The following is a 23161-nucleotide window of genomic DNA, read 5'->3' as shown; positions in this document are numbered from 1 at the left end:
AGAAAGTCCTTAGACGTTGGAGCGGCGCACGGTGAGATCTGAGCGCTCGAATACGGCGGGCAGAAGGTCGACGCCGAGACCGGGTCCCTCCATCGGATAAACAAAACCGTCCTTGATCACGGGCATGGTGGTGACGAGCTCATTGTACCAGCCCTTGTAGAAGGCGCGCACCGATTCCTGGATCAGGGTGTTGGGCTGGCTGAACGACATGTGGATGGCGGCGATGAAGCCGATCGGGCCGATGCAATCGTGCGGCGCGAAGGGCCGGTGATAGGTGTCGGCCATCGCCGCGATCTTGCGGCCCTCGGTGAGGCCGCCGGTCCAGCACAGATCCGCCATCACCACGTGCATGGCGTCGCGGTCGAGCATGTCCTTGTAGGGAAAGCGCGAGCCCAGCGTCTCGCTGGCGCAGACCCAGACGTCGGTCGAGCGGGCATATTCGGCCAGCGCCTGCGGCGAGTTCATCCGGATCGGGTCTTCGTACCAGGTCGGCTTGTAAGGCTCGAGCGCACGGGCGATCTGCTTGGCGGTCGGCAGATTCCACAGCGAGTGGAGCTCGACCATGATCTCCATCTTGTCGCCGACCGCTTTGCGGATCTTCTCGAACGGCTCGATCGCCTGCTTCATCTGCGCGGCGGTGATGTAAAGGCCCTTGTTCTCCTGCGCCGCCGGATCGAACGGCCAGATCTTCATCGCGGAGATGCCGCTTTCCAGCAGGCTCTCGGCCAGTGCATCGGCGTGATTCATGAAGCCATCAAGGTCTTCATAGGGGCCCTTGGACGCCCCGAGATTCCAGTTCGCGACCGGGCTGATATTGGTCGAGCGGACATATTGCGTGCCAGCGCAGGTGTTGTAGATGCGCTGCTTGTCGCGGCAGAGGCCGCCGAGCATCTGGTGCACCGGCTGATTGCAAACCTTGCCGAACAGGTCCCACAGCGCGATGTCGATCGCGGACGCCGCGCGATATTCCACGCCGGTGGAGGACTGCGCCATCGGCAGGTTCAGCATGTCGCGGTGGATGGCTTCGATGTGCAGGGGATTGCGGCCGAGCAGGCGGCCGGTAAAAGTGTCGTGGATCTGCGCCTCGACCGCGCCCGCGCCGTAGAAGGTCTCGCCGAGCCCGATCACGCCGGTGTCGGTGTGGATTCGCACCCAGATGACGTTGGAGAATTCCTCGGTGCGCAGGGTCTCGATCGAAGTGATCTTCACTGCAACAGTCCTCCCATGATAAGGCGCCTCGCGCCCGTCTTGTTGTTCGTGTCTATGCCGGTCAAAACCGGCGATCCCGGTAGGCAGTCATACGCCCGCTTGTAATATATCACAACATGTTTTAAGGATATCACAAATAAGCCGCCGCTCGGCAGCGCGAGCAGGGTGGCAGGGAGGACAACATGGCACGGCGCAAGCGCGCGCTCGAAGTGGTGAGAAGCGACGATGACGGCGAGGGCAGGCCCTCCCGGCGCAATCGTCTCAACTTCTTCGAGCTGGCCTATCAGAGGATCGAGGAGCTCCTCGTTCATTGCGAGCTCAAGCCCGGTCAGTTCATGACCATGCTGGAATTGCAGCAGATCACCGGCTTCGGGCGCACGCCGGTGCACCACGCCGTCAATCGTCTCTCCGCCGATACGCTCATCATCATCCGTCCGCGCCACGGCCTGCACATTGCCCCGATCGACCTTGCACGCGAACGCATGCTGCTGGCCTTGCGCCGCGACATGGAGCGGTTCGTGATCCGCCTTGCGGCCGATCGCGCCAGCCTCTCGCATCGCAATCAGGCGCTGCATATCGAACGTCTCCTGCGCGAGCGCCGCGCCAGCCTGACCCTCGACGAATTCAACAGCATCGACCGCCGCATCGACGCGCTGGTGCTGGAAGCCGCCGGCGAGCCGTTCCTGGTGCACACGCTGCGGCCGCTGCACACGCTGTACCGGCGCATCGGCTACATCCACCACCGCTTCATGCCGGGGCAGGCCGATCTGTCGGGCACGATCGATTGTCATCTCGCCATTCTCGCCGCGGTGGCCAGCCGCCGCGTCGATGACGCTGTGAAGGCGAGCGATGCGCTGATCGACTACATGGGCGAGATATTCACCGGCATGGAAGCGGGGATCGATCCGCGCCTGCTCGATTGCAGCATCGAGCCGCTGCTCGGCACGTAGCGAGTTTTGAAAAGAGGACCAAGCATGACAACGATGGCGATGCCACAACCGACCGCGAGCGAAGCCGCGGTCCGCTACCTCATCACGAACTACAGTCCCAAGGGCAACAAGGTCGGCTGGCTGATGATGGCCTCGATCCTGGTCGAAGCCTGGGACCTCTATTCGATCGCCTTCGTGCTGATCTTCATCAAGGAGCAGTACAATCCCACGGCGCTGATGCTGGGCCTTGCCGCGGCGGGCACGCAGGGCGGTGCCCTGATCGGTGCGCTGCTGGGCGGCTGGCTGTCCGACAAGATCGGCCGCCGCGTCATGTTCCTGGTGACGATGGTGATGTTCATCGTGCTGGCGCTGGCGCAGGCCTTTGTGCCTGACGTCACCTGGCTCATCGTGATCCGATTCCTGCTCGGCATCCCGCTCGGCTCGGACATCTCGACCGGCTACACCTACATCATGGAATCCATGGCCAAGGGCGAGCGCGAGGTCATGGGCAACCGCTGGCAATTCATGTTCGCGGTCGGCGAGGTCCTGACCATCGGCGTCATCGTGATCTTCCTCTTGATCGACATGCAGCACGAGATGCTGTGGCGGGTCACGCTCGGCCTCGGCGCGGTGCCGGCACTGATCATCCTACTGATGCGCCACGACGTGCCGGAGACGGCGGTGTGGCTGGTGCAGAAGGGACGTTACCGCGAGGCCAAGCAGGTCGCGCGCGAGATGTTCAACGACAATCTCGACATGCTGCCGAATCATGACGTGGTGGTTCCCAAAACCAGCACCCGTGCGTTCCTCGCCGACCTCAAGAAGGACCCGATTCGCTGGCGCGCCACGCTGTATGGCTGGATCGCCTGTTTCACCCAGGCGAGCGAGTTCTCCACCTTCGCGTTCTATTTGCCGGTGCTGTTCGTGATGGTCGGCGTGTCGAGCGTGCTCGGCATCAACCTGGTGACGATGGCGCTGTTTTCCTTCGCCGCTTTGTCCGGCTGGGTCGGGCCGCTGCTGACGCCGAAGATCGGCCACCGCGGCATCGCGATCGCCGGCTTCTCGATCGTGTTCGCCTCGCTATTAGTCGCGGCCTTCGCGCTCTACACCGATAACAAGATCCTGCTGCCGTTCGCGGCCGCCGCGATGCTGTGGGGCCACTACTGGGACGCGTCGAACTGCATGACGATCCCGACCATGGTCGCCAAGCCGAAATATCGCGGCACCGCCAGCGGATTCGCCTACATGTTCGTGAAGCTGCCGTCGTTCCTGGCGATTTTCCTGTTCCCGACGGTGTTCGCCGCGATCGGGCAGGCGAATGCCACGCTGATGGTCGCGATCTTCCCGCTGATCGGATTGCTCGCCGCGATCTTCATCCTGCCGGAAGTCTACGGCTACGAGAACGACTGACGATGCGCTTCCCGGTCGCGGCGTCGTCGCCGCGATCGGGACTGATTTCGGAACGCTGGGGCAGGCGACTACGGGCTCAGGAAGACCGGATCGATGCCCATCCCATGGCCGAGCAGGCCGAGCGCCTGAAGCTGGGCGGAGTGGAGGTCGACCTCCACGATGACGAACAGTGTGAACAACACCACTGCGGAGACGACCAGCAGGGGATGGGCCGTCTCGACACCGCTCTCGCTTGCTGCGGTGAGGCTCCGGATCGCGCGACGCAGAAAGGAGCTCTGCGGCAACGCTTTCGATTGGATCTGCATGATGAACCTTCCTTGCCGCGCGCTCTCGATCTGATTTGCGCGACAATGGAATTCTAGCCGCAGCGTCGCTGCCGGCATTGACGCACCGCAAATAGCTTGCGCTTAATTTCGAAGGTCGGAGCCTGCGTTACCTGATGGCCGCCGCCAGTGCCGCGATCAAGGCGGGCGGCGTCACCAGCAGGCCGAGCTTGAGGAACGGCCAGGCGCCGACCTCGATCTTCTCCCGCCGGAGCGCGACCAGCCAGAGGATGGTGGCGAGCGAGCCCGTCACCGACAGATTGGGGCCGAGGTCGACGCCGATCAGGATGGCACTGACGACCGGGGCGGGCAGATGATCGCTGGCCGCGACCGAGCCAGCGACGAGGCCCACGGGCAAATTGTTGGCGATGTTGGTCGCGATTGCGGTCGCGATGCCGACGCTCCAGGCGGCTTGCGGGACGGATTGCGCGACTGCTTCATGCAGCAGCGCGCTGAGCTGCGCGATCACGCCGGTCTTGACCAGCGCCTCCACCATGACAAAGAGCCCACCCACCAGCGGCAGCACGCTCCAGGACACGCCGCGCAGCACGGGCAATGGCGACTGCCGGCTGAGCAGCAGCACGATCGCGGCTGTCACGCCGCCGCAGATGAAGGTCGGCAGGCCCAGTTGCTTGTCCAGCGCGGACGCCGTGATCAGCACGGCGCCGATCGCGACGATGCCGATCGCCGTCAGCTTGCCGCCGCGGCCGAGTTTTGGATGCGGCACGCGGCGCGCAATCGTCTCCTCTTTCAGGGCCCGGTGCTGGGTCAGGCGCAGCACGACGTAGGTCAGCAGGATGGAGGCCGCCGAGGGCAGGGCGAACATACGCAGCCATTCCGTCAGGTGCGGCATACGCGCACCGAACACGACGAGATTGGCGGGATTGGAGATCGGCAGCACGAAGCTCGCGGCATTCGCGATGAAGGCGCAGACGAAAAGATAGGGCAGTGGCTTGGCGCCGGCTGCGCGCGTTGCGGCATAGACGGCGGGCGTCAGCACGATCGCGGTGGCATCGTTGGAGAGCAGCACCGTGACGAGCGTGCCGACGAGATAGATCAGCAGGAACAGCCGTTGCGGCGAGCCGGCCGCGTATTCGACCGCGAGCGCGGCGAGATAGTCGAACAGGCCCTCGAGGCGCGCGAGCTCGGCGATCAGCATCATGCCGATCAGGAAGAGGTAGACGTCGAGGCCTTTTTCGATGCCGGCAAGCGCGTCTTGCCACGGCAGCAAGCCTGATAGCACCAGGGCGCTCGCGCCGATCACCGCCCAGACCGCCTCGGGCAGGCGAAAGGGGCGGATGATGACGCCTGCTGTCGCGACGACGATGATGCTCCAGGCCCAGATGGCGTCAGACGGCACGGTCGGCAAGTTGATCTCCGGAAAACCGCTCTTGACTACCGTGCCCCGGATCGATCCGCCAGCCTCAAATCTCGGCTCGCGTCACCGCGCCACCGATAGCTTCTCCGTGATCGCCTTGCGCAGGATGCGCGAGAGCGATTCCACCGAATACGGCTTCTGGATCAATTCGAAACCGCGATGGGCGTTTTCGGCGAGCACGTTGCTGTAGCCGGAGGTGAGCACCACGGGCAGGCCCGGATAGCGCTCGCGGATGATGCCGGCGAGCTCGACGCCGTTCATGCCGGGCATGATGACGTCGGAGAACACGAGGTCGACGGCAAATTCGTTCTCGCCGAGGATCGCCAGCGCGGCGTTGGCGTTGGCAACGCGGCGAACGACGTAGCCGAGATCTTCCAGAAGCTCGGTGGAGAAGCGGCCGACCTCGTCGTCGTCCTCGACCACGAGCACGCGATAGCCGCGCCCGGTGGCCGCGGCCTCATGGGTCAGCGCCGCGGCCTCCTTGTCGGTCGCGGGGCTTTGTGCCTGCGGCAGATAGATGGTGAAGGTCGCGCCTTTGCCCTGGGTGCTCGTCACCGCGACGTCGCCCTCGGACTGCTTGGCGAAACCAAAAGCCTGGCTGAGGCCGAGGCCGGTGCCCTTGCCGACCTCCTTGGTGGTGAAAAACGGCTCGAAGATCGAGTCGAGATGTTCCGGCGCGATGCCGCTGCCGGTGTCGGTGACGGAGATCGCGACGTAGTCGCCGCCGCGCGCCGATTGCGCCCGCAGGCTGGGAATTCCGGAGACCTTGCGCACGGCGATGATCAGGCGGCCTTCGCCGTTCATGGCATCTCGGGCGTTGATGGCGAGGTTGATCAGAGCGGCCTCGAACTGGGCGATGTCGGCGACGGTGAAGCAGTCGGCATCGTGAATCTCCACCGCGATGTCGATACGGCCGCCGACCAGCGGCCGGACCAGCTGCGCGACGCCCTCGACCTGGCTGCCGACGTTGAAGATCTGCGGCTTCAGCGGCTGCCGGCGCGCGAACGCCAGAAGCTGGGCGGTCAATTTGGAGGCGCGCTCGACGGTCTCGGAGATGGCATCGACATAGCGGCGGCGGCGCTCCTCCGGCAGCTCGCGGCGGCGCAGGAAATCGGTGGCCGAGCGGATGATGGTGAGAAGATTGTTGAAGTCGTGGGCGACACCGCCGGTGAGCTGGCCGATCGCCTCCATCTTCTGCGACTGCCGCAGCGCTTCCTCGCCGCGCCGGCGTTCGGTGATGTCGACGGCTTCAGGGACGGCGCCGGTGATGTTGCCGTGACGGTCGAGCACGGGGCGCATGCCGAAGTCGAAATCGCGCTCGCCGATGGGAAGGCGCAGCCGCATCTCCAGCCGCACGGCTTCGCCCTTGAGCACGGTGTGGAAGGCTTCGCGCACCAGCGCGCTCATGCCCTCCGTCGCGCTGAACCAGGGCGTCTCCCACAACGGCTTTCCGATCACATCCGACGAGCTCGCCCCGATGCCGTCGAGTGCGGTGTTGTTGGCGTAAAGCAGCTCGCCCCTGAGATTGACCAGGCCCTGATACTGATTGCTGGTCTCCAGGATCGCGCGCAGCCGCGCCTCGTTGGATTCGAGCTGGGCGGTGCGCTCGGCGATGCGCTCTTCCAGCGTCTCGTTGAGCCGCCTGAGCTCGATCTCGGCCTGCTTGGCGACGGTGATATCGTGGGCGACGCCGATGAAGCCGATATGCTTGCCGGTCGGGTCCCAGCGCGGCTGCGATTCCGAGCGCAACCAGCGCCATTCGCCGCCGGCATTCTTGTAGCGCGCTTCCAGCACGAAGGGCTTGAGTGACGCTTCACCCTGGACCGATTGCTGCAGCACGTGCGGCAGGTCGTCGGGGTGCAGCACCTTGCGCCAGTCGAAGTCGATGGCCTGATCGTAGGGCAGGCCGACGAAATCGACATAGGCCTGGTTGGCGAAGGAGCGCTTGCGATCGAGCTTGGTCACCCAGATCGGCACCGGCGCGCTGTCGGCGATCAGCCGAAAGCGCTCCTCGCTCTCGCGCAGCGTCTCGCGCGCGAGCGCCTGGTCGGTCATGTCGATATGGGCGCCGACAAGGCGGATGGCGCGGCCGTCCTTGTCGCGCTCGATCTTGGCGACGACCCGGATCCAGCGGGTCTCGCCGTCATTGGGGCGGACGATGCGGTACTCGGCGCTGTAGTCTTCGCTCGTACCGGCGAGTGCCTCGATGAAGTGCTTGACGGTGGCGTCGCGGTCCTCGGGATGGATGCGGTTGACCCAGTCCTCGTGCGATTCCTCCGCAGCCTCCGGCGGCAGGCCGTGGATCATCAGGTATTCGGGCGAGCGGCGGTTCTTGAAGCCTTCGCGAAAATCGACCTCGACGCCGCCGACCTTGCCGATGCGCTGGATGCGCGCCAGCTCGGCCTCGCGCTCCTGGAGCGCGCGATAGGCGTTGTCGCGCTCGCGCGCGACGTCTTCGAGGTGTTGGCGCAGCCTTTCGGCAGCGATGGTCTCGGGCAAGGGATCGTTCAAGGCATCGGCCGTTGTCATGCGGGAGCGCACGTGCCGGACCGATATTCACACAGACGGAGCGTGATGGCCATTGTTTAGAGGGATTGGGCTGGGAAAGGTCGCCATGAAACGGAGGGCGATACGTATGAACGAACGCTGGGTCTGGCAATTTGTTCCGGCGACTGGAACGATCGGCCGGCGGAGGCGTCTTCGCGAGGCGTCACGAACGTCTTTGATAAGGCTCTCTTTCCGAAGAGGATAAATCTTGAAGCTCTTTGTCTGCCAGGCCTGCGGCAACGTTCTCTATTTCGAGAACCGTGCCTGCGAACGCTGCGGCCATCGGGTCGCCTTCCTGCCGGAGAAGGAGACAATGTCGGCGATCGAGCCCGACGGAGAGGCCTGGCGAATCCTGGCCGACAAGGGCGAAAGCCGGATGCTGTGCCGGAATACCGAGTACGATGCCTGCAACTGGCTGACGGATACGGGCGAGGGCAACGGCTATTGCCGCGCATGCCGCCACAACGGCATCGTGCCGGATTTGTCCGACCCCGCCCAGCTTGCCGGCTGGCGCGAGCTGGAGGTGGCGAAACACCGTTTGTTCTATTCCCTGATCCGCTGGAAGCTGCCGCTCCAGGCCCGGCAAGACGATCCCGAGCATGGTCTGATCTTCAATTTCCTTGCCGACGATCCGAACAGCGCAGAGAAGGTCATGACCGGCCACGACAACGGCTTGATCACGATCGCGCTCACCGAGACCGACGACATCGAGCGCGAGCGGCGCAGGCTCGAGATGGGAGAACCCTACCGTACGCTGCTCGGGCATTTCCGGCATGAGGTCGGGCACTATTTCTGGGATGTGCTGGTCCGCGATGGCGGCAAGCTCGAGGAATGCCGCGCGGTATTCGGTGACGATTCCGCCGATTACGGCCAGGCCCTGCAGCGTCACTATGCCGAAGGCGCGCCGCCGGATTGGCAGCAGAACTATGTCTCGGCCTATGCCACGATGCACCCCTGGGAAGATTTCGCCGAGACCTGGGCGCATTATCTTCACATCGTCGACACCCTGGAGATGGCCGCCGAGTTCGGCATGGAGGTGCGTCCCAAGGTCGACCGCGACGGGGAGTTGACGGCGCGCATCCGTTTCAACCCCTATGAGGCCAGGGACGTCGAGGCGCTGGTCAACGCATGGCTGCCCTTCACCTTCGCCATGAACAGCGTCAACCGCGCCATGGGCCTGCGCGACCTCTATCCCTTCATCCTGTCGCCCGCCGTGGTCGGCAAGCTGGGCTTCGTTCATGGCCTGGTCCGGGACGTCGCCAAGTCTGGGAAGGCACAGGACGCCGCAGGGCGTCCCTAGGGCTCGCCGAGCCCGTTTCGGTCTTGCGCTGGTACGCCAGATGGCCCGGATTTAGACCGTTGCCTCCGGCCCATTTTGATGTACCACGGGAGCCACACGGCCCGTCCCATAGGCCCCAACGGCCCAGGGAAGGGTCCCGCCCAAGGTCGAGACTCAAGAAAAGCATGTTCAAACGCATTCTGATCGCCAATCGCGGCGAAATCGCCTGCCGGGTCATCAAGACTGCCCGCAAGATGGGAATCGAGACGGTCGCCGTCTATTCCGAAGCCGACCGCGACGCCCTTCATGTCGAGATGGCGGACGAGGCCGTGCTGATCGGCCCGCCGGCGGCAGCCGAGAGCTATCTGGTGATCGAGAAGATCGTGGAGGCCTGCCGCAAGACGGGCGCGCAAGCCGTGCATCCCGGTTACGGCTTCCTGTCCGAGCGTGAGGCGTTTCCGCGCGCGCTGGAGGCCGCAGGCATCGTCTTCATCGGCCCGAACCCGGGCGCGATCGCGGCGATGGGCGACAAGATCGAGTCGAAGAAGGCGGCGGCCAAGGCCAAGGTCTCGACCGTGCCGGGCCATCTCGGCGTCATCGAGGATGACAAGCAGGCGGTCCGCATCGCCGACGAGATCGGCTACCCCGTGATGATCAAGGCCTCCGCCGGCGGCGGCGGCAAGGGCATGCGCATCGCCCATTCCAAGGCCGAGGTCGCCGAGGGCTTCAATCTCGCCAAGGCCGAGGCCAAGGCGTCGTTCGGTGATGATCGTGTCTTCGTCGAAAAATTCATCGTCGATCCCCGCCACATCGAGATTCAGGTGCTGGGCGACAAGCACGGCAACGTCATCTATCTCGGCGAGCGCGAATGCTCGATCCAGCGCCGCAACCAGAAGGTCATCGAGGAGGCGCCGTCGCCGCTGCTCGACGAGGCCACGCGCCGCAAGATGGGCGAGCAGGCCGTCGCGCTGGCCAAGGCCGTGAATTACGACTCCGCCGGCACCGTCGAGTTCGTCGCGGGGCAGGACAAGAGCTTCTACTTCCTGGAGATGAACACGCGCCTCCAAGTCGAGCATCCCGTCACCGAGCTCGTCACCGGCATCGACCTCGTCGAGCAGATGATCCGCGTTGCCGCCGGCGAGAAGCTCGCCATCGCGCAGAAGGACGTCACGCTGACGGGCTGGGCGGTGGAATCGCGCCTCTACGCCGAAGACCCGTTCCGCAACTTCCTGCCCTCGATCGGGCGGCTCGTGAAGTATCGTCCGCCGGCGGAAGTGAGCCACGACGGCATCACCATCCGCAACGACACCGGCGTGCAGGAGGGCGGCGAGATCTCGATCCATTACGATCCGATGATCGCAAAACTCGTCACGCATGCGCCCTCGCGCGCGGCCGCGATCGAGGCGCAGGCGACCGCGCTGGATTCGTTCTATGTCGACGGCATCAGGCACAACATCCCGTTCCTGTCGGCGCTGATGCATCATCCGCGCTGGCGCGAGGGACGGCTCTCGACCGGCTTCATCGCCGAGGAATTTCCCAAGGGCTTTGCCGTGCGCGTGCCGGAAGGCGAGGTCGCCCGGCGGATCGCCGCGGTCGGCGCCGCCATTGATCACGTGCTCGGCGAACGCAAGCGGCAGATCTCCGGTCAGTTGGGCGGCCGCGTCGTGCAGCGCGAGCGCCGTCGCGCGGTCTGGCTCGACCGCCAGGAGATCCAGCTCGAGGTCGCGCGCGAAGGTGATGCGATCGCGATCCGCTTCGTCGATGCCGAGGGCAAGGCCGGCAATGCGCATCTGTTGCAGTCGCCGTGGAAGCCGGGCGATCCGGTCTGGCAGGGTACCATCGACGGCCACTTCGTCGCGGTGCAGGCGCGGCCGATTCCGAACGGCATTCGCCTCGCGCATCAGGGCGTCGAGGTCCCCGTCTATGTCTGGACCGAAGGGGAAGCGACCTCGGCGCGGCTGATGCCGGTGACGACGGCCTCCGACACCGGCAAGAAGCTGCTGTGCCCGATGCCCGGGCTCGTGGTCTCGATCGCGGTGACCGAAGGGCAGGAGGTCAAGGCCGGCGAGACGCTCGCGGTGGTCGAAGCCATGAAGATGCAGAATGTGCTGCGCGCCGAGCAGGACGGCACCGTGAAGAAGGTTCACGCCAGCGCGGGCGCGACGCTCGCGGTGGACGCGCTGATTCTGGAGTTTGCGTAAGGCGCTCCGGAGCACGACAGTCGACCCTCACCCTGAGGAGCCGCGCTTGCGCGGCGTCTCGAAGGGCGAGGCCACAGCCGGGCCTGCATCCTTCGAGACGCGCGCAAGAGCGCGCTCCTCAGGATGAGGATTTTGGAGTGAGGCACCATGGCCTTTCGTTCCCGCCGCGAGAAACTGCGCCTCATCCTGTCGGGCTCGGCCTGCATCCATCCGGGCTCGGTCTATGACGCGATCTCGATCCGCATCGCCGAAGACCTCGGCTTTCCGCTCGGCATGTTCGGCGGCTCGGTCGCCTCGCTCGCGGTGCTCGGCGACCCCGACGTCACGCTGATCACGCTCACCGAGCTTGCCGAGCAGATGCGGCGGATGTCGCGCGCCGCAGCGCTGTCGGTGCTGGTCGATGCCGATCACGGCTACGGCAATGCGCTCAATGTTCGTCGCACGGTGCAGGAGCTGGAGGCGGCCGGCGCCGCCGGCCTTACCATCGAGGACACGCTGCTGCCGGCCGCCTTCGGTGAGGCGAGGACGCAGCTGATCTCGCTCGAGGAAGGCGTCGGCAAGATGAAGGCCGCGCTCGATGGCCGCAGTGATGCCTCGCTGGTCATCATGGGCCGCACGGGAGCTGCCTCGATCACCTCGATCGAGGACGCGATCCGCCGCGCGCAGGCGTATGAGGCGACCGGGGTCGATGCGCTGTTCTTCACCGGCATCAAGTCGCGCGCGGAGCTCGAGGCCGTCGCGGCCGCCACGCGCCTGCCGATCGTGCTCGGTGGTGCGCCGGAGGAGCTGAGCGCGCTCGACTATCTCGCCGGCCAGCGCGTGCGTATCGCGCTTCAGGGCCACGCGCCGATCGCCGCTGCGACGCAAGCCGTGTATGAAACGCAGAAAGCGCTGCGCGAGGGCACGGCGCCGAAGGCGCTGAGAGGTCTGGCATCATCCGACCTGACCAGCCGCGTCATGCGTGAGGCCGACGTCAAGGCGCGCAGCGCCGACTTTCTCGGGCTGAAAAAATGAGCCGGGCGATCCTTCAGGTGATGATCCGCGGCCGCGTCCAGGGCGTCGGCTATCGGGCCTGGGTCGAGTACCAGGCGACTGCGAGCGGCCTCGAAGGTTGGGTCCGCAACCGCCGCGACGGCTGCGTCGAAGCGCTGTTCGCGGGAGCGCCAAAGCACGTCGCCGACATGGTCGCGCTATGCCGCCATGGCCCGCCGTCCTCGCGCGTCGACAGCGTGACGAGTGAGACGGCCAGCGCGGATGAGCTGAACCTGCGCAGGGCAGGGGAAGCGTTCTCGGTGTTGCCGACGGTGTAGGGCAGTCTCGTCGCGCAGACGGTGCGCTCCCTCGCCCCGTTCTTACGGGGAGAGGTGAAGACGAAGCCTCACCTTGGCAGCTTGGCGATTGCTTCGCTCAGCTCGTGGATTTCGTAGGGCTTGCGCAGGATCGGGAAATCGCCGCGCACGCCGGCGGCGACGTCGCTGTAGCCGGTGGCGAGCAGGATCGGCAGGCCAGGGCGGATCTGACGGAGGCGATGGGCGAGGCTGAGCCCGTCCATCTTGCCGGGCATGACGATGTCCGAGAACACGAAGTCGACGCCGTTTTTCTCGATCTCGCGCAAGGCGGCTTCGGCGTCGGCGACCCGGCGGACGTGGTAGCCCAGCTGCTCCAGCAGACCGATGCTGACCAGCGCCACGTCGGGATTGTCCTCGACCAGCAGCACCGTGCCGCTGCCTTGGAAGGATGGTCCCCCAGCCGTCTCTCGCGACGGCGTGTCTTCTCCGCGCGGCAACAGGATGGTGAACGTCGTGCCCTTGCCGAGTTCGCTTGCGACCTTCACCGTGCCGCCGGCCTGATGGGCGAAGCCGTGCACCTGGGACAGGCCAAGGCCGGTGCCCTTTCCGATCGGCTTGGTGGTGAAGAACGGCTCGAAGATCTTGTCGAGAACGTCGGAGGGAATGCCGAGCCCGGTATCGGTGACGTCGATTGCGACGAAGTCGCCGGCAAGCGGCGCCTCGTCCAGCACGACATTGTGCGCGCCGATCGTCACCGTGCCGCCGTCGGGCATCGCGTCGCGGGCATTGATGACGAGGTTGAGCATCGCGGTCTCGAGCTCGGAGGCGTCGGTCTTGACCGGCCAGACATCGTGGCCGATGTCGAAGGCCAGGCGTACGGAACTGCCGACGCCGGCATCGAGCACCTCGCGGATCTCCGCGATGCGTTCGGCGAAATCGATCGCCTGCGGATTGACGCTCTGCCGCCGCGCGAAGGTGAGGAGCTGGTTGGTCAGCGCCGCGCCGCGCTTGGTGGCGGTCTCGATCGCCGAGATCGCGCGCTGAACCTTGGCCGCGTCGTCGGGACCCCGCTTCAGCATGTGCAGGCTGCCGCTGATGATCATCAGGAGGTTGTTGAAGTCGTGCGCGACCCCGCCGGTGAGCTGTCCCAGCGCATCGAACTTCTGGGACTCGGCGAGCTGCTTCTGCATCGCCTCGAGCTTGAGCTGCGTATTGCGGCGTTCTGTGATGTCGCGTGTGATCTTGGCGAAGCCGACCAGCTCGCCGTCCTCGTAGATCGGGTCGATCACGACGCTTGCCCAGAAGAAGGTGCCGTCCTTGCGGACGCGCCAGCCTTCCTCCTCATAGCGGCCCTTTTCCCGCGCGATGCCGAGCGCGCGGGCCGGCTTGCCGTTGGCACGGTCGGTCTCGGTGTAGAAGCGGGAGAAATGCTGGCCGAGGATCTCCCCGGGCGAATAGCCCTTGATGCGCTCGCCGCCGATATTCCAGCTGGTGATGATCCCCCTGGGATCGAGCATGTAGAGCGCGTAGTCCGCAACTCCCTCAACCAACAGCCGGAAACTGCGCTCGCTCTCGAACAAGTCTCGCTGTTGACTGAACTTTCCGATCATTCCGGGACCCTGCCTCGACGGGAGCAAACGCCACAGAAAGCGGATGGTTCCCTGAAGTTGGGACATTTTTAGGCAGATATCCCGCACCCGTATACGGGACGAAGCCCGCTTGACAAGGGGACGTTATCGTCAGATATTTCTGTAATGACAGAACTAACCGGAAAGAAGAAACTCCCAAGCGCCGTCGAGCGCTTCATCCTGCATTGGGGCGATATGGGGGATGAGTGGGGCGTCAATCGCTCGGTCAGCCAGATTCACGGGCTGCTCTATCTCGCCGAGGCGCCGATGACCGCCGAGGACATCGCCGACACGCTTGGCATGGCCCGCTCGAACGTCTCCAACTCACTCAGGGAGCTGCTCGCCTGGAACCTGATCCGGCGGGTGCCGATCCTCGGTGACCGCCGCGACCATTACGAGGCCGAGACCGACATCTGGGAGGTCGCCGCCAGGATAGCGGCGCGGCGCAAGGAGCGGGAGCTCGATCCGGCGATCGCGGCGCTCAGGGCCTGCGTGTCCGATGCCGCCGGCGATCCCACCATCAATCCGGTCGCAGCCAAGCGGCTGAAGGAGATGCTCGCCTTCACCGAGCTCGCCGATCACTGGTTCATGCAGATGCTGAAGGTGCCGCGGCCGCGGCTGGTCGCCTTGATGCGGCTTGGCGAGAAGATCGTCAGCCTGCTGCCGCTGGGCAAGGCCAAATAGCGCTGAGGAGGGTGCGATGACGTCGGCTCGATTATCAGGCTCCAACGCATCGACCTCCGCTCACACCAAACTGCTCGACGACCGCCGTTTCCGCGCGCTGCTGTCGGACGAGGATTGGGGCCGCCTGCCGCTCGCGACCTGGCGGCGTTTCTCCAAACGCGTCGCGGACGGCGAGAGCGTCGTCTATGTCGGCGTGGTCGACGAGGTCTCCTTCAGCGAGATCGGCTGGTGGTTCGCCCAGGCTGCGCGCCTGATCGGCGGGCCGCTGCCGACCGGCCGCGACACCGGTGTTCCCATGATCGTTACCGTGACTGAGGACGGCACGACCGGCGGTCAGACCTGGACCCGCATCTGCGCGCGCAAGCGCGGCTTTCCGCACGTGATCCATTCCGCCAAGCGTTTTGCCGGTCCGACCGGGCTCGAGGAATATGTCGGCTTCGGAGTCTCAATGGCGCTCCGCACCGCGGTCGAGGACCAGACGCTGACCTTCCGCAGCGCCGGTTATGGGCTCCAGCTCGGACGCCTGTGGATCCCCTTGCCGCGCTGGCTCACGCCGGGCGATCTCACGGTGACGCACCGCGATCTCGGCGAGGGCGCATTCCGCTTCACCCTCGATGTCATTCATCCACGTTTCGGCGCGCTGATCCACCAGTCCGCCACCTTCAGGGAGGCCGTATCATGACGCCGCTGTTGTGGACGCTCATCGCCATCCAGATCGTGATGGGCGTGTTCGACACCTTCTATCACCACGAATTCACCGAGCGCCTGGCCTGGCGGGTGTCGCAGCGCTTCGAGCTCAAGCTGCATGGCATCCGCAACATGCTCTATGCGCTGCTATTCCTCGTGCTCGGCTGGCTCGAGGTTTATGGATTGCTGGCGCTCCTGATCGTCGCGGTGCTGGTCGCCGAGATCGTCATCACGCTGATGGATTTCGTCGAGGAGGATCTGAGCCGGAAACTGCCGCCGAGCGAGCGCATCAACCACACGCTGCTCGCGATCAATTACGGCGCCATTCTGGTGCTGCTGCTGCCCGTGCTGATCGACTGGGCAATGCAGCCCTTTGGCGTGATCGTCGTCTATCAGGGTCTGCTCAGCATCGCCGCGACCGCCTGCGCGGTAGGTGCCGCGCTGTGCGGCCTCAGGGATTTTGCAGCGATGCGTCGGCTCGGCCGCATGCGCAGCGTTCCCGCCGAGGGGCTCGTCGAGAAGCTCCCCGGCCGCAAGACCGTGCTGATCACGGGCGCCACCGGCTTCATCGGCAGTCGCCTCGCGGCGAGCCTCAGCGCCGCAGGGCATCACGTCATCGCGCTGATCCGGCACCCCGCCAAGGCCGAGATGCTGCCGCCGCCGGTCACGCTGATCACCAGCCTCGATCAGCTCGCTTCGGACACGCCGATCGACGCCATCGTGAATCTCGCCGGCGAGCCGATCGGCAACGGCTTGTGGACCGAGGCGAAGCGGGCGAAGATTCTTGGCTCACGCATCGACATGACCGGTGAGGTCGTCAAACTGATCGCACGGCTCGATCGCAAGCCCGAGGTGCTGGTCAGCGGCTCCGCGATCGGCTGGTACGGATTGTGGGCCGACCAGGTACTGACGGAGTCCGCCAAGTCGCACGCCTGTTTCAGCCACGAGCTCTGCGCGGCGTGGGAGAAGGCGGCGTGGCCGGCGGAAGAGCTCGGCGTCCGTGTGGTCTGTTTGCGCATCGGCCTCGTGCTCGGCACCGAAGGCGGCTTCGTCACGCGCCTGCTGACGCCGTTCGAGTTCGGCCTCGGTGGTCCCATCGGCACCGGGCGGCAGTGGATGTCCTGGATCGAGCGCGACGATCTGATCCGGCTAATCGCCTATGTGATGGCAACGCCCGATCTGTCGGGCCCCGTCAACGCCACCGCGCCGATCCCCGTCACCAACGCAAAGTTCACCGAGGAGCTCGGCCGCCGCCTGCATCGGCCAGCGATCTTCCGCATTCCCGGCGGCCTGTTGCGCCGGATCGGCGGCGGCTTCGCCGACGAGCTGCTGCTTGGCGGTCAGCGCGTGCTGCCGAACAAGGCGCTGAGCCGGGGCTTTGTGTTCCGGCACGAGACGCTGCGTAGCGCGTTCGAGGCGATCCTGTGAGGCATCAGGTCGCCGCCGCACTCCGGAACGTCGCCGCCACCGCGCGTAGCGCCGCGAGCTTGGCGGGATCGCTGACCTTCGAATGCAGCATCACCTTCGAGCTGCCGAGTTTGGGCAGCTTGTGCGCGGGCCCGATGTCGACCAGCCCGGGAGGTGCGATCCGCCGCGCCAGCGGTGCAATCGCAAGTCCCGCTAGCGCCGCCGCGACCACCGCGGTGACGCCGCCGCCGACGAAGCGCTCGCGCCAGGCGAGACCGGCCTTGTCGAGCGCGCGCACGGCGACGGCGCGGACGCCGCAGGGCGGGGCGAGGGTCGCAAGCGGCAGCGCTTCGCCCTTCGGCAGCGTGAAGCGTCGTGCGGCGAACCAGCCGAACCCGTCCTCCGTCAGCTTCTCGCCGCCGCGGCGGCTGCCTTCCTGGCGCACGATCACAGCATCCAGTTCGCCGGCGTCATAGGCATCCTGCATCTCGCGCGAGAAGCCGATGGTGACGGCGAGGGTGAGATTTGACGACATCGCGTGCAGGCGTTCCAGCAGCGGGACCAGTTCGGGGCCTGCCGCGTGATCGGAGATGCCGAGCGAGAGCGATTGCGCAGCCGGGGCCTCGCCGGACAGCGCGCGGTCATGCGCCGCCATCAGCGCGCGGGCGCGATCGAGGAAGCTGGCGCCTTCGGCCGTGAGCCGGACCGCGCGCGGCGAGCGCTCGACGAGGCGTTTTGCCAGCAATGTTTCCAGCCTCTGCAGTTTGAGACTGACCGCCGCCTGGGTCGTGCCTAGCGCCTCCGCGGCGCGGGTGAAGCTCTGGAGGTCGGCGACCAGCAGGAAGGCCTTGATCGTGGCGATGTCGAGGGTGGCTGTCATTATGTATCATTATCACTGGTATCAATAGAGATAAGATATCAAAATGGCGAGGGGAGGTCTAGCTTCTCACCAACGCCGCGCAAATCCCGCGCTGCATCTTGAGGAGAGCCACCATGCCGCTGATCACCGTGTCCTACGCCTCGTCCCGCCAGTCGCCCTCGCTGAAGGCCGACATCGCCAACGCCGTGTCCGAGCTCACGGCAAAAATCCTGCACAAGGATCCCAAGGTGACTGCCATCATCGTGAAATCGGTGGAGGCCGGTGACTGGTTCGCCGGCGGCAAGTCGCTCGCCGAGCAGAAGCTCGCCAGCTACTGGCTCGATATCCACGTCACCGAAGGCACCAACACCAAGGACGAAAAGGCGGCCTATCTCGCCGCCATGTTCAAGCGCATGGCCGAGATTTTGGGCCCGCTGCATCCCGAGACCTATGCGCATGTCGACGAGGTCAAGGGCGATGCCTACGGTTTCGGCGGCCTCACCCAGGAGCGCCGCTACATCGCCGGCAAGCTCGACGTGTCGCTGCAGGCGGCGTGAGGCTGAAGCCGCGGGTGAGCCATCTCACCCGCGGCCTGATCGTCAGCTTGCTGCCCGGAACTGAACTTCGGAATTGTTCAGGAAGCAATGCTAGGCGGCCGCTTCCGGCACCAACGCCTTGGTTGGCCCGAACAGCTCCTCGAACGCCTGCCGAAGCGCGATGTCGACCTCAGCCATGGTCACGAGCTGGCCGAGATCGACCAGAGAGGTGACGCCGTAGCGGGGATCGACCACGCCGCACGGTACGATGCCGGCGAAATGCGACAGGTCCGGCTCGACATTGATGGCGATGCCGTGGAACGAGACCCAGCGCTTCAGCCGTACGCCGATCGCCGCGATCTTGTCCTCGTAACCTTCGCCCTTGTCGGGCCGCCTGACCCAGACGCCGACCCGGTCCTCGCGCCGCTCGCCGCGGACATTGAAGGCGGCGAGCGTGCGCAGAATCAGCTCCTCCAGGCTCGCGACATAGGCCCGGACGTCCGGCCGACGGCGCTTGAGGTCAAGCATGACATAGGCAACCCGCTGGCCCGGCCCGTGATAGGTGAGCTGCCCGCCGCGCCCGGTGGCGAAGATCGGGAATCGGGGATCGCGCAGGTCGCTGTCCTTGCCCGAGGTGCCGGAGGTGTAGAGCGGGGGGTGTTCGAGCAGCCAGACCAGCTCCGGGGCCTCGCCCGCGGCAATGGCGGCGACCCGGGCTTCCATGGCGGCCACCGCCTCCGGATAGGGCACTGGCGCGTCGGAGATGCGCCACTCCACGGGCTGGCCGCGGGACGCCGAAAACGACGTCAAATCCAGCTCTTGGCGCGGGTTTTGGGGCAAATTAACCATTGGCTAACCATAACGTGGTGATCATTGCAGGCGCAAATGCCAAGGCCTTGTTCTAAGTCCTTGGTCCTTAGTCCCTGGTTGCGGCGGTCCTGACAGTGCCCACTCTCGATAAAGTCACCGTGGATCTCATGGTCGTCCTCGGGACGACCACGATGCCGATCCATCAAGTATTACGTCTTTCCCGCGGCGCCATCATCGAGCTGGACGCAACCGAGGCCGATGAGGTCAAGGTTTTGGCCAATAATCTGCCGGTCGCCTCCGGCGTCGTGCTGGTCGACCGCAACCGGATCGCGGTCGAGGTCAAGCAGATGCTGCCGCGCACGCCGGGGACCCGATAGGGGGACGTGGTCGCGGCCCGGGCATGCGGTAGGGCACTGGACCTGCGGTAAGGGCCGATTCGGGGGAAGGCCAGGAACTTTCCTGCAAAGCTGTGGAATTCAGGGCCTTTGCAGGCTTGTACCCCTCTGATGGATTTGTTAGATCGGCGCCGTTGATCCGGCCGGCCTTCAAGCCTCAAGCCGGCATCCCCAAAGCGCTCGTGGCGGAACTGGTAGACGCGCTGCCTTGAGGTGGCAGTGAGTAAAATCGTGGGGGTTCGAGTCCCTCCGAGCGCACCACCTTCATCCCTTATTATTATTTGGGCTGGATTTCGGCGGCCGCCTCGTGCGCCGCCCATTGATCTGACGGATCATGCGCGCAGCCGCTGGCGGGGACGTCCGGCGGGAAGATGCTGTCGTAGATCGCACGCGCCTCGCGGATGAGGCGCTGCCGCTCGAGTTCGGATTTCGAGACGAAGCGGACGACGTTGCTCATTCGCGTTCCACGACTTCGTTCGCGCGCCGCCAGACCGGAAACGGGTCTGCGAGCTTCGCCCATTCCGTGACGTTCATGGCCGGCTTGCCCGGCACAAGGCAGGCATCCAGGCGTGCGCGGAGCGCGCGCTCGTCCATGCCCGCGCCGATGAACACGATTTCCTGACGACGATCGCCATAGACGTCGTTCCAGTTCGCGCGCAATCGCTTGCGCCAGAACGGGTCGTCCGGCCAGCGTTCTGCAGGCACGCTCGCCCACCAGAATCCAAGGGCCTCGGTGCGCGTGATCGCGCCGGCCTGGCTGATCTCGCCCAGCCATTGCGGCCGCGTTGCCAGCCAGAAATGTCCCTTGGCGCGAATGACGCCGGGCCAGGGCTCTCGCACGAACTTGTCGAATCTTTCGGGATCGAACGGCCGGCGCGCGCGATAGACGAAGCTGCTCACGCCGTATTCCTCCGTCTCCGGCACGTGATCGGCAAAGCCGTAGAGTTCCTTGAACCAGAGCGGATGCGCTTGCGCCTTTTCGAGGTCGAACCGGCCGGTGTCGAGAATGCGATCGAAGGCGACCCGGCTGTGGTTGGTTTCGATCAGCTCCGCTTCCGGATTAAGCGCGCGGATGATCTTTCGCGCTGCTTCGCGTTGTGCCGGCGAGGCGTCATCGACCTTGTTGAGCACGATCACGTCGGCAAATTCGATCTGCTCGACGAGCAGATCGACCAGCGTGCGCTTGTCGTTCGCCAGCGCTTCGCCGCGCAGCTCCAGGAAATCCGTCGATGAATAATCCCTCAGAAGATTCACCGCGTCGACCACGGTGACCATGGTGTCGAGGCGTGCCACGTCGGAGAGGCTTTCGCCGTCCTCGGCACGGAAGTCGAAGGTCGCTGCAACCGGCAGCGGCTCGGAGATGCCGGTGGATTCGATCAGCAGATAATCGAACCGGTCGTTTTCGGCGAGGGCGCGCACCTCCTTCAGGAGGTCGTCGCGCAGCGTGCAGCAGATGCACCCGTTGGTCATCTCGACGAGCTTCTCGTCAGTCCTGGACAGGTTCGCACCGCCACCACGGACCAAATCCGCATCGATGTTCACCTCGCTCATGTCGTTGACGATCACCGCCACTTTCAGGCCGTGCCGGTTGTTCAGGACGTGGTTCAGCAAAGTGGTCTTTCCAGCCCCGAGGAAGCCGGACAAGACGGTGACGGGGAGTTTGCGCATGGAGATCGAACAGTCTTTTCAAGGGGATAGGGTGACGGTTGGGCATCGGGACCAGATATGTAATGTTATAACATTACATTCATTGTCGGCGTCCTCGTCAAGCCGTTTTGCGGTTCAGCTGGAGTTACGAACATTCAACTGATTGTTCTTTGCCCGCACGGAGCGGTTGGGGCAGGCAAAATGCCGGACGGCTCGAAGGATGAGCGGCGGCCCGTTCAGAGGTTGCTCACGACTGCGGCAAGAACACCAGCAGCCAGGCGCCCGCGGCCACACATGCGATGCCGGCAGCGCGCGCGATCCATCGTCCGACCGGCGTAACTTTCTCCAGGAGGACAAGCAGCGCCAAAACCGCGATCCAGAGCACGTTCATTATTCCGCCGACGAACAACAGCGCCATCAAGACCCAGCAGCAGCCGACACAATAGCCTCCGTGCCGAAGTCCCAGCAGCAGGCAGCCGCGCAGGTCGCCGCGAAAGCCGCCGTGGCGCATCAGGAACAGAAACGGCGACTGGCATTGGGCGAGACAGACGTTCTTCAACGGCGTCCATTGATAGACACCCGCCGCGACCAGCACGATGGCGCCGAGCAGGTTGCTTGCGAGCGCCATCCGGGAATCCAGCAAGGTGGCCCGCTCGACCGCCCATTGGAGAAAGGTGGCTGCCAGCGAAAAGCCGCACCAGGCGAGGAGATAACCGGCGGCGAACCAGCCGGTCGCGGCGAACGGCTTGCCCTGTGCTTTGCCCTGTCGGCCTACGCGGGCGTAGATCAGGATCATGGGCGCAGCCGAGGGGGCCATCATTCCGATCATCATCACCGCCCACATCAGGAGCACGTAGGCGAACTCGAACGTTCGCCACGGCTCGCTCGTCGGCAGCATGATTCCGATCCCGGCCGGGATCATGCGGAATCCGGTCATGTCCATGCCGCCCATGTCCATGTCGTGGGCGAGCCAGAGCACATAGGTCCATGCCAGCGCGACAATGAGGCCGATCGCGCCGCCGACGATCCAGCGATCGCGACGCAGCACGGTTTCAAGTGGGCTGTCCTTCATTTGCGATCGAAATTGGCGGCCCTGACGCAGGCCGGTATCGGAAGTTTACATCACGCCTGGTTCGACCAGCGGATCGGCGCATAGAGGCCGTTCCTGCCGGAATTATCCCAGCGCATGCCCTGATCGCTGAAGGTATTGCCGGGCGCGCCGACGGCCATCACCATGGCATCGGGGCTGACCGGATGGCCGATGTTCGCCCACATCTCCCCGCTCGGATGCATGGTTGGCAGGGGATCGACGGACATGTGCAGGATGCCGGGGATTTCCGCGGACCGCGTCTTGCCGTCGATCCGGAACGTGATCGGGACCTTGCGCACCCCCAGGTTCTTGCTGATCAGCGGCGCGAACGCGGCCATCGGACCGCCGGCAGCGCCGGTGAAGATCGCAGCCAGGGCCTCGGTCTGCTCATCACTGGCGCGCTCATCGATATAGGCGGCCACCGACCAATCTCCGTCTGCCATGACCCCAGGTGCGTGGAGGATCACGAGGACGTTGAGTCCATCGAGCTCGATCTCACCATAGCGTCCGCTTTCGATGTGGAAGATCAGCGGTACGTTGCAGAAGCCCTCGGTCGGTCGCGCGGTCAATGGAGGCGCCGCCGACACCAGACAGGGACACACGATGCTGCAACTGCAATTCTCGAAATAGTCACCGGAAAGGTGCCATGGGACATCCGCCATTGCTCGCTCCCGCTAGGCCGAACCCGATAGATGCTTTCGAATGAGCTACGTAGAGTTGAAAATTACGCCTCGCGACGAAGCCCCGCAATGGGGCTCGGCCGATCTACGGAAAAGTGCACCGATCAGTGGAACTGCACCTGAACTCTCAACGCGGCCGCCACTCGAGTGCCCCAAAGTCAATCTTCCCTTTG

At 65.0% G+C, this 23161-nt stretch carries 22 protein-coding genes and 1 tRNA gene; 12 read left to right on the top strand and 11 right to left on the bottom strand.

Annotated elements, in window-relative coordinates; genetic code table 11:
- Nucleotides 1-9 precede the first annotated feature (9 nt).
- Entirely contained in the window at nt 10-1209 is a 1200-nt protein-coding gene (locus GGD61_RS00345; RefSeq protein ID WP_092260072.1) for a mandelate racemase/muconate lactonizing enzyme family protein, read from the bottom strand.
- Nucleotides 1210-1391: 182 nt separating this feature from the next.
- Between GGD61_RS00345 and GGD61_RS00340 the strand changes: the two genes are divergently transcribed.
- Both GGD61_RS00340 and GGD61_RS00335 read left to right on the top strand, forming a co-directional pair.
- Nucleotides 1392-2159: a GntR family transcriptional regulator gene (locus GGD61_RS00340; RefSeq protein WP_018320647.1), complete on the top strand. Its 768-nt coding sequence runs from the start codon at nt 1392-1394 to the stop codon at nt 2157-2159.
- Between the two features lie 24 nt (nt 2160-2183).
- Nucleotides 2184-3548: an MFS transporter gene (locus GGD61_RS00335; protein WP_018320646.1), complete on the top strand. Its 1365-nt coding sequence runs from the start codon at nt 2184-2186 to the stop codon at nt 3546-3548.
- Nucleotides 3549-3616: 68 nt separating this feature from the next.
- Here the strand turns inward: GGD61_RS00335 and GGD61_RS00330 are convergent, their stop codons facing one another.
- The 3 genes from GGD61_RS00330 to GGD61_RS00320 form a co-directional block, all read right to left on the bottom strand.
- Entirely contained in the window at nt 3617-3853 is a 237-nt protein-coding gene (locus tag GGD61_RS00330; RefSeq protein WP_092260389.1) for a hypothetical protein, read from the bottom strand.
- Between the two features lie 127 nt (nt 3854-3980).
- Nucleotides 3981-5231, bottom strand: coding sequence for an arsenic transporter (locus GGD61_RS00325; protein ID WP_092260387.1), 1251 nt, complete (start codon nt 5229-5231; stop codon nt 3981-3983).
- An 81-nt stretch (nt 5232-5312) separates the two neighbouring features.
- On the bottom strand, nt 5313-7790 hold the full coding sequence (locus tag GGD61_RS00320) for a PAS domain-containing sensor histidine kinase (RefSeq protein WP_092260070.1): 2478 nt from the start codon (nt 7788-7790) through the stop codon (nt 5313-5315).
- 214 nt (nt 7791-8004) lie between these two features.
- Here GGD61_RS00320 and GGD61_RS00315 point away from each other — a divergent pair, with 214 nt between their 5' ends.
- The 4 genes from GGD61_RS00315 (at nt 8005) to GGD61_RS00300 (ending at nt 12586) form a co-directional block, all read left to right on the top strand.
- Nucleotides 8005-9096 (top strand): putative zinc-binding metallopeptidase, encoded by a 1092-nt coding sequence (locus GGD61_RS00315; RefSeq protein WP_092260068.1) that lies wholly within the window; start codon nt 8005-8007, stop codon nt 9094-9096.
- A 164-nt stretch (nt 9097-9260) separates the two neighbouring features.
- Nucleotides 9261-11276: an acetyl/propionyl/methylcrotonyl-CoA carboxylase subunit alpha gene (locus GGD61_RS00310; protein WP_183229849.1), complete on the top strand. Its 2016-nt coding sequence runs from the start codon at nt 9261-9263 to the stop codon at nt 11274-11276.
- 147 nt (nt 11277-11423) lie between these two features.
- Nucleotides 11424-12290, top strand: a complete 867-nt coding sequence (locus GGD61_RS00305; protein ID WP_183229847.1) for an oxaloacetate decarboxylase — start codon at nt 11424-11426, stop codon at nt 12288-12290.
- Nucleotides 12287-12586: an acylphosphatase gene (locus GGD61_RS00300; RefSeq protein ID WP_018320639.1), complete on the top strand. Its 300-nt coding sequence runs from the start codon at nt 12287-12289 to the stop codon at nt 12584-12586. Before GGD61_RS00305 ends, GGD61_RS00300 begins: the two co-directional genes overlap by 4 nt.
- Before the next feature lie 68 nt (nt 12587-12654).
- Here GGD61_RS00300 and GGD61_RS00295 read toward each other — a convergent pair whose 3' ends face one another.
- The gene (locus GGD61_RS00295; protein ID WP_092260062.1) at nt 12655-14175 is read right to left on the bottom strand and encodes a PAS domain-containing sensor histidine kinase; all 1521 of its coding nucleotides are present in this window, start codon (nt 14173-14175) and stop codon (nt 12655-12657) included.
- Between the two features lie 144 nt (nt 14176-14319).
- Here GGD61_RS00295 and GGD61_RS00290 point away from each other — a divergent pair, with 144 nt between their 5' ends.
- The 3 genes from GGD61_RS00290 to GGD61_RS00280 are packed head-to-tail and all read left to right on the top strand — an operon-like array spanning nt 14320 to nt 16992.
- Nucleotides 14320-14877, top strand: coding sequence for a GbsR/MarR family transcriptional regulator (locus GGD61_RS00290; protein ID WP_092260060.1), 558 nt, complete (start codon nt 14320-14322; stop codon nt 14875-14877).
- Nucleotides 14878-14893: 16 nt separating this feature from the next.
- Nucleotides 14894-15559 carry a DUF4166 domain-containing protein gene (locus GGD61_RS00285; RefSeq protein WP_092260058.1) on the top strand — a complete coding sequence of 222 codons (666 nt, stop codon included), beginning with the start codon at nt 14894-14896 and terminating at the stop codon, nt 15557-15559.
- Entirely contained in the window at nt 15556-16992 is a 1437-nt protein-coding gene (locus tag GGD61_RS00280; RefSeq protein ID WP_092260056.1) for a TIGR01777 family oxidoreductase, read from the top strand. The genes GGD61_RS00285 and GGD61_RS00280 overlap by 4 nt, the downstream gene beginning before the upstream one ends.
- Nucleotides 16993-16996: 4 nt before the next feature.
- Here the strand turns inward: GGD61_RS00280 and GGD61_RS00275 are convergent, their stop codons facing one another.
- The gene (locus GGD61_RS00275) at nt 16997-17851 is read right to left on the bottom strand and encodes a LysR family transcriptional regulator (RefSeq protein ID WP_092260054.1); all 855 of its coding nucleotides are present in this window, start codon (nt 17849-17851) and stop codon (nt 16997-16999) included.
- 113 nt (nt 17852-17964) lie between these two features.
- Here GGD61_RS00275 and GGD61_RS00270 point away from each other — a divergent pair, with 113 nt between their 5' ends.
- The gene (locus GGD61_RS00270; protein WP_092260052.1) at nt 17965-18387 is read left to right on the top strand and encodes a 4-oxalocrotonate tautomerase family protein; all 423 of its coding nucleotides are present in this window, start codon (nt 17965-17967) and stop codon (nt 18385-18387) included.
- Nucleotides 18388-18477: 90 nt separating this feature from the next.
- Here GGD61_RS00270 and lipB read toward each other — a convergent pair whose 3' ends face one another.
- Nucleotides 18478-19215: a lipoyl(octanoyl) transferase LipB gene (gene lipB, locus GGD61_RS00265; protein WP_092260050.1), complete on the bottom strand. Its 738-nt coding sequence runs from the start codon at nt 19213-19215 to the stop codon at nt 18478-18480.
- 95 nt (nt 19216-19310) lie between these two features.
- On the opposite strand from lipB, the gene GGD61_RS00260 reads away from it, so the two are divergent.
- Both GGD61_RS00260 and GGD61_RS00255 read left to right on the top strand, forming a co-directional pair.
- Entirely contained in the window at nt 19311-19553 is a 243-nt protein-coding gene (locus tag GGD61_RS00260) for a FliM/FliN family flagellar motor switch protein (protein WP_011088012.1), read from the top strand.
- Between the two features lie 194 nt (nt 19554-19747).
- Nucleotides 19748-19832, top strand: a tRNA-Leu gene (locus GGD61_RS00255).
- 16 nt (nt 19833-19848) lie between these two features.
- Here GGD61_RS00255 and GGD61_RS00250 read toward each other — a convergent pair.
- From GGD61_RS00250 to GGD61_RS00235, 4 genes are all read right to left on the bottom strand, one after another.
- Complete coding sequence (locus GGD61_RS00250; protein ID WP_092260048.1) at nt 19849-20028, bottom strand: hypothetical protein; 180 nt, start codon at nt 20026-20028, stop codon at nt 19849-19851.
- The gene (gene zigA, locus GGD61_RS00245; RefSeq protein WP_092260046.1) at nt 20025-21239 is read right to left on the bottom strand and encodes a zinc metallochaperone GTPase ZigA; all 1215 of its coding nucleotides are present in this window, start codon (nt 21237-21239) and stop codon (nt 20025-20027) included. Before zigA ends, GGD61_RS00250 begins: the two co-directional genes overlap by 4 nt.
- A gap of 226 nt (nt 21240-21465) precedes the next feature.
- Entirely contained in the window at nt 21466-22290 is an 825-nt protein-coding gene (locus GGD61_RS00240) for a DUF2182 domain-containing protein (protein ID WP_092260044.1), read from the bottom strand.
- A gap of 50 nt (nt 22291-22340) precedes the next feature.
- Nucleotides 22341-22970, bottom strand: coding sequence for a DUF1326 domain-containing protein (locus GGD61_RS00235; RefSeq protein WP_092260042.1), 630 nt, complete (start codon nt 22968-22970; stop codon nt 22341-22343).
- Nucleotides 22971-23161 lie beyond the last annotated feature (191 nt).

Origin of the sequence: Bradyrhizobium sp. SBR1B (genome assembly GCF_014198205.1) — a bacterium.
GTDB lineage: Bacteria > Pseudomonadota > Alphaproteobacteria > Rhizobiales > Xanthobacteraceae > Bradyrhizobium.
The sequence above is the reverse complement of the archived record's forward strand: the minus strand, read 5'-3'. Positions and strand labels throughout refer to the sequence as shown.